The following is a 13,650-nucleotide window of genomic DNA, read 5'->3' as shown; positions in this document are numbered from 1 at the left end:
ACATCGGGCACGATCCTGTTTACAGGTCGTGCCTTTTGTTTTTCTACGATCCCCTAATTCCAAGTGGCCATGAACGATATCTCCGCTCCTGAGCAATACGATCTGCAAACCGCCGCGTTGAAAGTGCCGCCCCATTCCATCGAGGCCGAACAGGCTGTACTCGGTGGTCTGATGCTGGACAACAACGCCTGGGAACGCGTGCTCGATCAGGTCTCGGACGGTGATTTCTATCGTCATGACCACCGCCTGATTTTCCGTGCGATTGCCAAGCTGGCGGACCAGAACTCACCGATCGACGTGGTGACCCTTGCCGAACAGCTCGACAAGGAAGGCCAGACCTCCCAGGTGGGCGGCCTCGGTTATCTGGGTGAGCTGGCGAAAAACACCCCGTCGGTCGCCAACATCAAGGCCTACGCCCAGATCGTTCGTGCCCGGGCAACATTGCGGCAGTTGATCGGCATCGCCACCGAAATTGCCGACAGCGCCTTCAATCCCGAAGGGCGTACGGCTGAAGAGATTCTCGACGAAGCCGAACGGCAGATCTTCCAGATCGCCGAGGCCCGGCCTAAAACCGGCGGCCCGGTGAGCGTGAATGACCTGCTGACCAAGGCCATCGATCGCATCGACACCCTGTTCAACACTGACAACGCCATCACCGGCCTGTCCACCGGCTACACCGACCTCGACGAGAAAACCAGCGGCCTGCAACCGGCTGACTTGATCATCGTCGCCGGCCGTCCGTCCATGGGTAAAACCACCTTTGCGATGAACCTGGTGGAAAACGCCGTGTTGCGCAGCGACAAGTGCGTACTGGTCTACTCCCTCGAGATGCCAGGCGAATCGCTGATCATGCGTATGTTGTCGTCCCTGGGCCGTATCGACCAGACCAAGGTCCGGGCCGGTCGCCTGGACGACGACGATTGGCCGCGCCTGACCTCGGCGGTCAACCTGCTCAACGACCGCAAGCTGTTCATCGACGATACGGCCGGTATCAGTCCTTCGGAAATGCGCGCGCGGACCCGCCGACTGGTGCGTGAGCACGGTGACGTCGCACTGATCATGATCGACTACCTGCAGCTGATGCAGATCCCGGGGTCGGGTGGCGACAACCGGACCAACGAAATTTCCGAGATCTCCCGTTCCTTGAAGGCCCTGGCCAAGGAATTCAACTGCCCGGTAGTGGCGTTGTCCCAGCTCAACCGCTCCCTGGAGCAACGACCGAACAAACGGCCAATCAACTCCGACTTGCGGGAATCCGGAGCGATCGAGCAGGATGCCGACGTGATCATGTTCGTTTACCGGGACGAGGTGTATCACCCGGAAACCGAGCACAAGGGCATCGCCGAAATCATCATCGGCAAGCAGCGTAACGGCCCGATCGGCACCTCACGACTGGCGTTCATCGGCAAGTACACGCGCTTCGAAAACCTGGCGCCGGGCAGCTACAATTTCGACGACGAATAAGTTGTGTAGTGCCTGAAAGGGCCTCATCGCGGGCAAGCCCGCTCCCCCAGGGTTAGTGTGATCCCTGTGGGAGCGGGCTTGCCCGCGATTGGGTCGCCGTAATTTCCGACCATAACCGTCGGAATTGGTCAAAATTTGTGCTATATTCCGCGCCCGCGATTTTTCATCTCAACACCGGTCACCGTCATGCAAACAGCCAAGCCGTTATTTGACTATCCCAAGTACTGGGCCGAATGTTTCGGTCCTGCGCCATTCCTGCCGATGAGCAGGGAGGAGATGGATCAGCTTGGCTGGGATTCCTGCGACATCATCATCGTTACCGGTGATGCGTACGTCGACCACCCATCGTTCGGCATGGCCATCATCGGCCGGCTGCTGGAGTCCCAGGGCTTTCGCGTCGGGATCATTGCCCAGCCGAACTGGCAGTCCAAAGACGATTTCATGAAGCTCGGCGAGCCGAACCTGTTCTTCGGTGTCGCGGCCGGCAACATGGACTCGATGATCAACCGCTACACCGCCGACAAGAAGATCCGTTCCGACGACGCCTACACCCCAGGTGGCATGGCCGGCAAACGTCCGGATCGCGCAAGCCTGGTGTACAGCCAGCGCTGCAAGGAAGCCTACAAGAACGTGCCGATCGTGCTCGGTGGCATCGAAGCTTCCCTGCGCCGCATCGCCCACTACGATTACTGGCAGGACCGGGTGCGCAACTCGATCCTGATCGACGCCTGCGCCGACATCCTGCTGTACGGCAACGCCGAGCGGGCCATTGTCGAAGTCGCCCAGCGCCTGTCCTACGGACACAAGATCGAAGACATCACCGACGTGCGTGGTACTGCGTTCATTCGTCGTGACACGCCTGCAGGCTGGTACGAAGTCGATTCCACGCGCATCGACCGTCCGGGCAAGGTCGACAAGATCATCAACCCGTACGTCAACACCCAGGACACCCAAGCCTGCGCCATCGAGCAGGAAAAAGGGCCTGTCGAGGATCCGAGCGAAGCTAAAGTCGTGCAGATCCTGGCCAGCCCGCGCATGACCCGCGACAAGACCGTGATTCGCCTGCCATCGGTGGAAAAAGTCCGTGGTGACGCGGTGCTCTACGCCCACGCCAACCGGGTATTGCACCTGGAAACCAACCCGGGCAACGCCCGTGCGCTGGTGCAGAAGCATGGCGAAGTCGACGTCTGGTTCAACCCGCCGCCGATTCCGATGACCACCGAAGAAATGGACTACGTGTTCGGCATGCCCTACGCCCGTGTCCCGCACCCGGCGTACGGCAAGGAGAAGATCCCGGCCTACGACATGATCCGCTTCTCGGTCAACATCATGCGCGGCTGCTTCGGTGGCTGCACCTTCTGCTCGATTACCGAGCACGAAGGCCGGATCATCCAAAACCGTTCCGAAGAGTCGATCATTCGCGAAATCGAAGAGATCCGCGACAAAGTGCCGGGTTTCACCGGGGTCATTTCCGACCTAGGCGGGCCGACCGCGAACATGTACCGCATCGCCTGCAAGAGCCCGGAAATCGAATCCGCGTGCCGCAAGCCATCCTGCGTGTTCCCGGGCATCTGCCCGAACCTCAATACCGACCACTCGTCGCTGATCCAGCTGTATCGCAGCGCACGCGCCTTGCCGGGCGTGAAGAAGATCCTGATCGCCTCGGGCCTGCGTTACGATCTGGCGGTCGAGTCGCCTGAGTACGTCAAGGAACTGGTGACCCACCACGTCGGTGGTTACCTGAAGATCGCCCCGGAACACACCGAGGAAGGTCCGCTCAATCAGATGATGAAACCGGGCATCGGCAGCTATGACAAGTTCAAGCGCATGTTCGAGAAGTACACCAAGGAAGCGGGCAAGGAGCAGTACCTGATTCCGTACTTCATCGCGGCCCACCCGGGCACCACCGACGAAGACATGATGAACCTGGCCCTGTGGCTCAAGGGCAACGGATTCCGCGCCGACCAGGTACAGGCGTTCTACCCGTCGCCGATGGCCACGGCCACCGCCATGTACCACTCGGGCAAGAACCCGCTGCGCAAGGTCACCTACAAGAGCGACGGCGTGACCATCGTCAAGAGCGAGGAGCAGCGTCGCCTGCACAAGGCGTTCTTGCGTTACCACGACCCGAAAGGCTGGCCAATGCTGCGTGAAGCGCTGACCCGCATGGGCCGCGCCGACCTGATCGGGCCGGGCAAGAACCAGTTGATCCCGCTGCACCAGCCGGCTAGCGACAGCTACCAGAGCGCCCGTCGCAAGAACTCGACGCCGGCTGGCAGCCATAAAGTGGCGGCGACGGAAAAGACCACCAAGATCCTCACCCAGCACACCGGCCTGCCGCCGCGTGCCAGTGATGGTGGCAATCCGTGGGACAAGCGTGAACAGGCCAAGGCTGCGGCGTTCGCCCGTAACCAGCAGGCGGCCAAGGAGCGTAAGGATGCGGCCAAAGGCAAGGGCCCGAAACCTGCGCGCAAGCCGGTTGTGCCGCGCTAAGCCGCGCCCCCGCTGAACAGAACGCCAACCTTCGGGTTGGCGTTCTGCATTTCAGGCTTGGGAAATGTACTGGAGCTGCTGGCCTCATCGCGGGCAAGCCCGCTTCCACAGTGTTGGAGGTTGTCTGCTTTATTGCATTCGCAGCGATCCTTGTGGGAGCGGGCTTGCCCGCGAAGAGGCCGGAACTGCCAACCAATTTCTGACGGATCGCCACATTTACGTGCACCTGCGCCAAACCATTTTCCTGCAGCGCCCGATTTTGGTGCTGTACTGCCTCAAGCAACCGGAGAAAGCGCCAGCGCTGCTGTATGGCATAAGTCTTGCGCGGTGCCCGGTACGCTTTAGGCTCGCAGGAGGCACGCCGTGTCGATTCATGTCGCATTGCACCACGTCACGCACTACCGCTACGACCGCGCCGTCGAACTCGGCCCGCAGATCGTGCGCCTGCGCCCGGCGGCCCATAGCCGCACGCGGATCCTCTCTTATTCGCTGAAAGTGTTGCCCGAGCAGCACTTCATCAACTGGCAGCAAGACCCCCAGGGCAACTACCTGGCGCGCTTGGTGTTCCCGGAAAAGACTGAGCAACTGCGCATCGAAGTCGACTTGCTGGCCGAAATGGCGGTGTTCAACCCGTTCGATTTTTTCCTCGAGCCCTACGCCGAGCACATCCCGTTCGCCTACGCCGCGGATGAACGCAAGGAACTGGCGCCGTACCTCGAAACCCTGCCGCTGACCCCCAGGCTCAAGGCTTATCTGCAGGGTATCGAGCGCACACCGCTGCCGGCCGTGGATTTCCTGGTGGCCCTCAACCAGCGCCTGAGCGAAGACATCGGTTACCTGATTCGCATGGAGCCCGGGGTCCAGACCCCGGAATACACCCTGGAGCACGCATCCGGTTCATGCCGCGACTCGGCCTGGTTGCTGGTGCAGCTGCTGCGCAACCTCGGGCTGGCAGCGCGTTTTGTCTCGGGTTACCTGATCCAGCTCACGGCGGACGTGAAGAGCCTCGACGGGCCGTCCGGCACCGAAGTGGATTTCACCGACTTGCACGCCTGGTGCGAAGTCTACCTGCCGGGTGCGGGCTGGATCGGCCTGGACGCCACCTCTGGGCTGTTTGCCGGTGAAGGACATATTCCGTTGGCCTGTAGTCCCGATCCGTCCTCTGCGGCCCCAATCAGCGGCTTGGTTGAACCTTGTGAGTGTGAGTTCAGCCATGAAATGTCGGTGGAGCGGATCTGGGAAGCGCCCCGGGTCACCAAGCCCTACACCGAGGAGCAGTGGCAGGCCATCCAGACCCTGGGCCGACAGATCGACGGCGACCTGCTGGCCGGCGATGTGCGGCTGACCATGGGCGGCGAGCCGACCTTCGTTTCGATCGACGATCCGGATGGCGCCGAATGGAACACCGCCGCGCTCGGCCCGGACAAGCGTCGGCTGTCTGCCGAGCTGTTCCAGCGCCTGCGCAAGCATTACGCGCCCAAAGGCCTGGTGCATTTCGGCCAGGGCAAGTGGTACCCCGGCGAACAACTGCCGCGCTGGTCGCTGAACTGCTACTGGCGGCGTGATGGCGTACCGGTCTGGCACAACAGTGCGTTGATCGCCGATGAGCAGCAGGACTACGGTGCGGATGGTGCGCTGGCCGGGCGTTTTCTGGCGAGTGTCGCCGAGCGCTTGAAATTGCCTGCGCGTTTTGTGTTCCCGGCTTACGAAGATCATTTCTATTACCTGTGGCGCGAAGGCAACTTGCCGCTGAACGTCAGCGCCGAAGACCCGCGTCTGGACGAGCCGCTGGAGCGTGCGCGGCTGCGCAAGGTCTTCAGCCAGGGCCTGGACAAAGTGATTGGCCAGGTCCTGCCGCTGGCGCGCACCGCCCAGGGCGACCAGTGGCAAAGCGGGCGCTGGTACCTGCGCGATGAGCATTGCCGGTTGATTCCCGGCGATTCCCCCCTGGGCTATCGATTGCCACTGGGTTCCCAGCCTTGGGTAAAAGCCGCGGAGTATCCGTTCATTCACCCGCAGGACCCCAACCAGGACTTCCCAGCACTGCCGGGCACCGCGCAACTGGCGGTCCACGCTACGCCCGCAGAGGCCGAGGAGCGCGTGCCGGCACTCGACGAGTCGGCCGACTGGCTGACCCGCACCGCGTTCTGCGCCGAGGCCCGGGAAGGGCGCTTGTACCTGTTCATGCCGCCGCTTGCGCGGCTCGAGGATTACCTGGAGCTGGTCAGCGCCATTGAGGCCACCGCCCAGGAACTGCATTGCCCAGTGTTGCTGGAGGGTTATGAGCCGCCCAGTGATCCGCGCCTGAGCAATTTCCGGGTGACCCCGGACCCAGGCGTGATCGAGGTCAACGTGCAGCCGTCCGCCACTTGGGATGAGCTGGTGGAGCGCACCGAGTTCCTTTACGAGGAAGCCCGCCAGACCCGCCTGACCAGCGAAAAATTCATGATCGACGGCCGCCACACCGGCACCGGCGGCGGTAACCATTTTGTACTGGGTGGCGCGACTCCGGCTGACTCACCCTTTCTGCGGCGTCCGGACCTGCTGCGCAGCCTGATCAGCTACTGGCACAACCACCCGTCCTTGTCCTACCTGTTTTCCGGCCTGTTCATCGGCCCGACGTCCCAGGCGCCACGGGTCGACGAGGCGCGCAACGATGCCTTGTACGAGCTGGAAATCGCCTTCGCACAAATGCCGCCACCGGGTGAGGCCTGTGCCCCCTGGCTGGTGGATCGCCTGCTGCGCAACCTGTTGATCGATGTCACCGGCAACACCCACCGCGCCGAGTTCTGTATCGACAAACTCTATTCGCCGGACGGTGCGACCGGGCGTTTGGGCCTGCTGGAGTTGCGGGCCTTCGAGATGCCACCTCATGCGCGCATGAGCCTGGTCCAGCAACTGTTGCTGCGGGCCCTGGTGGCGCGCTTCTGGCGCGAGCCCTATGCGCCCGCCAAGTTGGCGCGCTGGGGGACGGAGCTGCATGACCGGTTCCTGCTGCCGCACTTTATCGAGCAGGACTTTGCCGATGTGCTGGTGGATCTCAACGCCGCCGGGTATGCGTTGCGCGCCGAATGGTTCGCCGCCCACCTGGAGTTCCGTTTTCCCAAGGTCGGCGATTATGCGGTCAGCGGCATCGAGCTGGAGCTGCGCCAGGCGCTGGAGCCCTGGCATGTGCTGGGCGAGGAGGGCGCAACGGGAGGTACGGTGCGCTATGTCGATTCGTCCCTGGAACGTCTGCAGGTCAAGCTCACGGGGCTGGCTCCGCAGCGCTATGTGCTGACCTGCAATGGGGTTGCGGTGCCGCTGCAGCCGACCGGTCGGGTCGGCGAGTTTGTCGCCGGCGTGCGGTTCCGCGCCTGGCAGCCCGCCAACTGCCTGCAGCCAACTATCGGGGTGCATGCGCCCTTGGTGTTCGACCTGCTCGACACCTGGATGCAGCGCTCCCTGGGGGGCTGCCAATACCACGTTGCCCATCCGGGAGGGCGCAACTACGACAGCCTGCCGGTCAACGCCAACGAAGCCGAGAGCCGGCGCATGGCGCGGTTTTTCCGGCTTGGCCACAGCCCGGGACCCCTTCAGGTCCCGACCCTGACTATCAATGATGAGTTGCCCATGACCCTGGATTTGCGCCGGTTTGCGCAGACCAGCCAATAACAGACCTGCCATAGTTATGCGCTAACCTGATTTTTTCCTGAGCCTGCCGAGCGTTCCATGCCTGACCTGCTAGACCGTTACCCGCTCACGGCGGGCACCTATCACGAACTGCTCGACGACAGCGGTGCCGTGCGCACGCATTGGCGGCGCCTGTTCGAGCAGGTGCAGCGCAGTTCGCCTGCACAATTGGTACAGCGCCAGGCGTTGCTGGCGCGACAGATCCAGGAAAACGGCGTCACTTACAATGTCTACGCCGACCCCAAGGGCGCCGACCGCCCCTGGGAGCTGGACCTGTTGCCCCATGTGATCGCCGCCGAGGAGTGGCAGCATCTGTCGGCCGGGATTGCCCAGCGTGCGCGGCTGCTCAACGCGGTGCTGGCGGATCTGTATGGCCCGCAGCGCCTGATTGCCGAGGGCCTGCTGCCGGCGGAACTGGTGTTTGGCCATAACAATTTCCTGTGGCCGTGCCAGGGGATCCAGCCGCCTGCCGGCACCTTCCTGCACCTGTATGCAGTGGACCTGGCGCGCACCCCCGACGGGCGCTGGTGGGTCACCGCGGACCGCACCCAGGCACCGTCTGGCGCCGGTTATGCCCTGGAAAACCGCACCATCGTGTCCCGCGCGTTTCCCGAACTCTATCGCGACCTGCAGGTGCAACACCTGGCGGGGTTCTTCCGGACCCTGCAGGAAACCCTGGCCCGCCAGGCACCCAGCGCCGAGGAAGTGCCGCTGGTGGTGCTGTTGACCCCCGGGCGATTCAACGAGAGCTATTTCGAGCACCTGTACCTGGCCCGCCAACTGGGTTATCCACTGGTCGAAGGCGGTGATCTGACGGTGCGGGATGCCACCGTCTACCTCAAGACCTTGAGTGGCCTGCGCCGGGTCCACGCGATCATGCGCCGGCTCGACGATGACTTCTGCGACCCGTTGGAGCTGCGCACCGACTCGGCCCTCGGCGTTCCAGGATTGCTCGATGCGGTGCGCCAGGGCCGGGTGCTGGTGGCCAACGCCCTGGGCAGCGGTGTTTTGGAATCGCCAGGCCTGTTGGGGTTTCTACCGAAGATTAATCAATACCTGTTCGGTGAGGAACTGCTCCTGCCGTCCATTGCCACCTGGTGGTGCGGCGAACCACCGGTGCTGGAGCAAGCGCTGGCGAAACTCCCCGAGCTGCTGATCAAGCCGGCCTTTCCCTCACAGAGTTTTATCCCGGTGTTTGGCCGCGACTTGAGTGAAAAACAGCGGCTTGATCTGGTCCAGCGCATGCGTGCGCGACCCTATGCCTATGTGGCGCAAGAATTGGCCCAGCTGTCCCAGGCGCCAGTGTGGCAGGCCGAAACCGGCCAATTGCAGCCACGGGCCATCGGCATGCGGGTGTATGCGGTGGCCAGTCGCGACGGCTATCGGGTATTGCCCGGTGGCCTGACCCGGGTGGCCGCCGAGGCGGATGCCGAAGTGGTCTCGATGCAGCGTGGCGGTGCGAGCAAAGACACCTGGGTGCTGGGCGAGCGGGCCCCCGTCGGCGAACAATGGAAAGCCCAGCGAACCCTCGGCGTGCACGACCTGGTGCGGCGCGATCCGTACCTGCCGTCGCGGGTGGTGGAAAACCTGTTCTGGTTCGGCCGTTATTGCGAGCGCTGCGATGACAGCGCGCGTTTGCTGCGCATCATGCTTGCGCGTTATGTCGACGGCGACGATCCGCAGGCCCTGCAAGCGGCTGTGGAGCTGGGGGAAAGCCTGATGCTGCTGCCCGAGGAGGGCGAGTTGCCCGAGCGTCTGCTCGCCGCCTTGCTCGGTGTCGACTGGTCGTTCAGCCTGCGCGCCAACCTGCAGCGCTTGCAGTGGGCAGCGTCCCAGGTGCGCGGCAAGCTGTCGCGCGAGAACTGGCAGGCGTTGGTGGAGTTGCAGCGCGAAGCCATGGCGCTTTCGACCGAGGCCGCGGATTTTGGCGAGCTGCTGGACTTTCTCAACCGACTGGTAATGTCGCTGGCCGCGTTGTCAGGGTTTGCCCTGGACGACATGACCCGCGACGAAGGCTGGCGCTTCTTGATGATCGGCCGGCGCATCGAGCGTTTGCAGTTCTTGAGCAGCAGCCTCGCGGGTTTTCTGCGTGGCGCCGGGGCGTTCGATCAGGCGGGCCTGGAATGGTTGCTCGAATTGGGTAACAGCAGCATCACCTACCGCTCCCGTTACCTGGCCGTGGCGCAGTTGATCCCGGTGCTGGACCTGTTGTTGCTCGATGAACAGAACCCCCATGCGGTGTTGTTCCAGTTGAAACTGGTGAGCCGCTCCCTGAAGCGCTTGAACCACGACTTCGCTGCGCCTGCCGAGGCGGCCTTGCCACTGTTGGTGGAGCGCCTGGCCGGGTTTGACCTTGGCTGCCTGGAGAACCCGCTTTTCGGTGACAGCAGTGTGCGCGCCGCCCTCGATGGCCTGGCGGACTTGCTGCAGGAGGTCGCCGATGTCAGCAACCAGGTGTCCGATCGCCTGGCCTTGCGGCATTTCGCCCATGTCGACGATGTCAGCCAACGTACGGTGTCCGTGTGAAAAGTGCCCGCTATCAGATTCTCCACGACACCCATTATCGCTACGACAGCCCGGTTTCCCTGGCCCAGCAGTTGGCCCATTTGTGGCCGCGGCCCTGTGCCTGGCAGCGCTGCACCGAGCAGCAGTTGCTGATCAGCCCATCACCGACGACCCGTCGCGATGAGCTGGACGTGTTCGGCAACCCGCTGACCCGCCTGGCATTCGAGCGACCCCACGATGAGTTGCAGGTCAATGCCCGGCTGACGGTCGAGGTGCTGGCCCGGGCATTGCCCGACTTCCAGCAGTCGCCGGCCTGGGAGGCGACCCGCAGTGCGCTGACCTACAGTGGCCAGTCAGTCGCCGACCAGGTGCTGCAGGCGTGTCGTTATCGCTTCGAGTCGCCGTATGTGCACTTGAAGAGCCCCTTCGTCGAATTCTCCGAAAGCTGTTTTGCGCCGGGGCGGCCGCTGATGCTGGGGGTACAGGCGTTGATGCAGAAGATCTTCAGCGAGTTCACCTTCGACGCCGAGGCCACGCAGGTCGCAACTCCGCTGGTGGAGGTGCTGGAGCGGCGGCGGGGGGTGTGCCAGGACTTTGCGCACCTGATGCTGGCGTGTGTGCGTTCCAGGGGATTGGCCGCGCGTTACGTCAGTGGCTATCTGCTGACGCAACCACCTCCCGGGCAGGCGCGGCTGATCGGCGCCGATGCGTCCCATGCCTGGGTGTCGGTGTTTTGTCCGGTAGTGGGGTGGGTGGATTTTGATCCGACCAACAATGTCCAGCCGGCGCTGGAGCACATCACCCTGGCCTGGGGCCGGGATTTTTCCGATGTGTCGCCGTTGCGTGGGGTGATTCTGGGGGGCGGCAGCCATGACCCGGAAGTGCGGGTGACGGTCTTGCCGATGGACTAGCGCGGTCCGCCGTAGGAGCTGGCTGGCCAGCTCCTACAGAAGATAGGCGGGACACTGTCCGGTGGGGCTCAGGCGTCTGGCGCCTGCTCTTTCGGTGTTTCTACAGCGTCTTCGGCAGTCACTTCGCCTTCTGCATCCTGGTTCAGTGCGCCGGCCTCTTCATCGGCAGCCGCTTTCTTGCGTTGCAACTTTTCCTCTTTCTTCTGCTCTTTGGCCAAGTCTCTTTGACGCTTGGCGAAGGAGTAATTAGGTTTAGCCATGGGCGATCCTCTGGGGTCGAAGGTGAGGTTGAGCGGCGCGTATTCTGCCTTTAAACCGGGACCAAGGGTTAATCGGGTTTTTGCCCGTCCCATTTGGGGCTGGCCACCGGCTGCCAGGCATCCAGTGCATCCAGCAGATCCTGCGGCGATTCGCTCGTTTGCAGCATGTCACGGTGCTGGCCGCGAACGAAGCCTTCACCGACGACATGATCAAGAAATGCAGTGAGTTTGCTGTAGAAACCATTCACTTCCAGCAGACCCAGCGGTTTGCCGTGGTAGCCGAGCTGGCCCCAGGTCCAGACTTCGAACAGTTCCTCGAAGGTGCCCAGGCCGCCGGGCAGGGCGATAAAGGCGTCGCTCAGTTCTGCCATGCGCGCCTTGCGGGCGTGCATGCCGTCGACCACTTCCAGGCGAGTCAGGCCGTTGTGGCCGATTTCCTTGTTTTTCAGGCTTTCGGGAATGATTCCGATCACTTCGCCACCGGCCGCCAGTGCGGCGTCGGCAACAATCCCCATCAAGCCGACCGCGCCACCGCCGTACACCAGCGTCAGCTTGCGCCGAGCCAGTTCCTGGCCCAGGGCAATCGCGGCCTCTCGATAGGCCGGGTCGGTACCGGTGCTGGCGCCGCAAAACACACAAACAGATGTTAAAGACATGCCTTCCTCCGTGATCAGTGACGAGCGCAGAGTAATGGCTGGCACCGGGTTGTTCCAAGATTAATCCGCGCGGCGGGCCTCATCAAATGTGCCACTGGCACCACAGGCGTAGGCGGCGAGCAAACTGCACAACAGGCTATTGAGGGACATGACGGACACTCCATTGGCGGCAACAATGGGCCGATCTTAGGCTGGCGCGGGCTGTCTGGCTGGTAGATTGTTTCGATGAGTGTCATAGCTCGAAAGTTGTATACAATTCTTGATTCAGGTCATAGGAACTTCCGGAAATTTCAGGCAGTCTTTACAAGATATGGATTTTTTAACCCTGCCTTGGAGATTCACCATGTTTGCCAAACTTGTTGCGGTATCCCTGCTGACACTGGCTAGCAGCCAACTGATGGCTGCCGAATGCAAGGTCACCGTTGATTCCACTGACCAGATGTCCTTCAACACCAAGGCCATTGAAATCGACAAGAGCTGCAAAACATTCACCGTCGAGCTGACCCACTCCGGCAGCCTGCCGAAGAACGTCATGGGCCACAACCTGGTGATCAGCACTGAAGCTGACATGCAGCCGATCGCCACCGATGGCCTGGCTGCCGGCATCGACAAGAACTACCTCAAGGAAGGCGATACCCGCGTGATCGCCCACACCAAGATCATCGGTGCTGGCGAGAAAGACTCCGTGACCTTTGACGTGTCGAAACTCGACGCTGCGCAAAAATACGGCTTCTTCTGCTCGTTCCCTGGCCACATCTCGATGATGAAAGGCACCATTACCCTGAAGTAAGCCTTTTACGGCTATAAAAAGCGTCCCAGTGCAGGCTATGTGAAAACCTAGCAATCTGCGTAGCGCTCAAAGAAAATGCTCCGTATCGGAAGATACGGAGCATTTTTCGTTATGGCCTAAATCCATGGTGAGTCCCGCAGCCAGACCAGCCCGTTCCCGGTCTCGCTGGAAGAGTTGATCCCCGAGGATCACCTCGTTCGTGTGATCGACACCTACGTCGCCAAGCTTGATCTTGTGCGCTTGGATTTCGATAAAGCCTTACCAAAAGGCACCGGGCGCCCTCTTACGATCCCGCCGATCAGCTCAAGCTGTTCCTTTATGGTTACTTCCAGCGGATTCGCTCATCCCGGCGGCTCGAAGCCGAGTGCCAGCGCAATATCGAAGTGATGTGGTTGATCAACCGGTTCAAACCCGACTTCAAGACCATCGCCGACTTTCGTAAAAACAACAAAGCTGCCTTTATCGGGACCTGTCGCGCTTTCGTCCAGTTTTGCCGCACGGTAGGTCTCATCGCGGACGAACTGGTGGCCATTGATGGCAGTAAGTTTCAAGCGGTTGCTTCGTCGCGGCGTCATATGAGTTTGAGGCGGCTCAAGCACCAGGAGCAGAAGCTGGATAAACGCATTGCCCAATACCTGGCCGAGCTGGATGAGGCGGATAGATTGAAGCCGATGAGGTGATTGATCGCGGCGTGGTCAAGACTGCCTTTGCGCAACTTGAAGTCAGGCACTCCAATAACCTGACGTGCCAGGCACTGATGAAGTCGATGGAGCTTGAGCAATTCAATACGCATGAAAGCAACACCCGAATGATGCGAAAGCACAACGGTCCGTGGGAGCGAGCAGGCTCGCGATAGCCGCGTTACAGGCTCTGGTCAATCACAGGGCAAGGGGTATCAC

The 13,650-nt window shown here is 61.8% G+C and carries 8 protein-coding genes and 1 pseudogene; 7 read left to right on the top strand and 2 right to left on the bottom strand.

Features of this window, described 5'->3' with window-relative positions:
* The first annotated feature begins 69 nt into the window (after positions 1-69).
* The 5 genes from dnaB to ACM6IP_RS16655 all read left to right on the top strand — a co-directional run bounded on the left by dnaB (position 70) and on the right by ACM6IP_RS16655 (position 11,045).
* Positions 70-1,464 carry a replicative DNA helicase gene (gene dnaB, locus ACM6IP_RS16675; RefSeq protein WP_017336265.1) on the top strand — a complete coding sequence of 465 codons (1,395 nt, stop codon included), beginning with the start codon at positions 70-72 and terminating at the stop codon, positions 1,462-1,464.
* A 186-nt stretch (positions 1,465-1,650) separates the two neighbouring features.
* Positions 1,651-3,957 carry a YgiQ family radical SAM protein gene (locus ACM6IP_RS16670; RefSeq protein WP_095169561.1) on the top strand — a complete coding sequence of 769 codons (2,307 nt, stop codon included), beginning with the start codon at positions 1,651-1,653 and terminating at the stop codon, positions 3,955-3,957.
* A gap of 363 nt (positions 3,958-4,320) precedes the next feature.
* Entirely contained in the window at positions 4,321-7,611 is a 3,291-nt protein-coding gene (locus ACM6IP_RS16665; protein WP_414861900.1) for a DUF2126 domain-containing protein, read from the top strand.
* A gap of 57 nt (positions 7,612-7,668) precedes the next feature.
* Complete coding sequence (locus tag ACM6IP_RS16660; RefSeq protein ID WP_414861899.1) at positions 7,669-10,155, top strand: circularly permuted type 2 ATP-grasp protein; 2,487 nt, start codon at positions 7,669-7,671, stop codon at positions 10,153-10,155.
* On the top strand, positions 10,152-11,045 hold the full coding sequence (locus tag ACM6IP_RS16655; RefSeq protein WP_159993463.1) for a transglutaminase family protein: 894 nt from the start codon (positions 10,152-10,154) through the stop codon (positions 11,043-11,045). Before ACM6IP_RS16660 ends, ACM6IP_RS16655 begins: the two co-directional genes overlap by 4 nt.
* Before the next feature lie 68 nt (positions 11,046-11,113).
* Here the strand turns inward: ACM6IP_RS16655 and ACM6IP_RS16650 are convergent, their stop codons facing one another.
* Complete coding sequence (locus ACM6IP_RS16650; protein WP_095169557.1) at positions 11,114-11,305, bottom strand: hypothetical protein; 192 nt, start codon at positions 11,303-11,305, stop codon at positions 11,114-11,116.
* Between the two features lie 68 nt (positions 11,306-11,373).
* The gene (locus ACM6IP_RS16645; protein ID WP_401130877.1) at positions 11,374-11,961 is read right to left on the bottom strand and encodes a TIGR00730 family Rossman fold protein; all 588 of its coding nucleotides are present in this window, start codon (positions 11,959-11,961) and stop codon (positions 11,374-11,376) included.
* A 343-nt stretch (positions 11,962-12,304) separates the two neighbouring features.
* Here ACM6IP_RS16645 and azu point away from each other — a divergent pair, with 343 nt between their 5' ends.
* Together azu and ACM6IP_RS16635 are read left to right on the top strand one after the other, a co-directional pair.
* A complete protein-coding gene (azu, locus tag ACM6IP_RS16640) occupies positions 12,305-12,751 on the top strand; it encodes an azurin (protein WP_095169555.1) in 447 nt (148 codons plus the stop codon).
* A 120-nt stretch (positions 12,752-12,871) separates the two neighbouring features.
* Positions 12,872-13,583: pseudogene (locus ACM6IP_RS16635) on the top strand (transposase); the annotation flags it as partial.
* Between the last annotated feature and the right edge of the window lie 67 nt (positions 13,584-13,650).

Origin of the sequence: Pseudomonas sp. IT-P176, assembly GCF_949767245.1 — a bacterium.
GTDB lineage: Bacteria > Pseudomonadota > Gammaproteobacteria > Pseudomonadales > Pseudomonadaceae > Aquipseudomonas.
The sequence above is the reverse complement of the archived record's forward strand: the minus strand, read 5'-3'. Positions and strand labels throughout refer to the sequence as shown.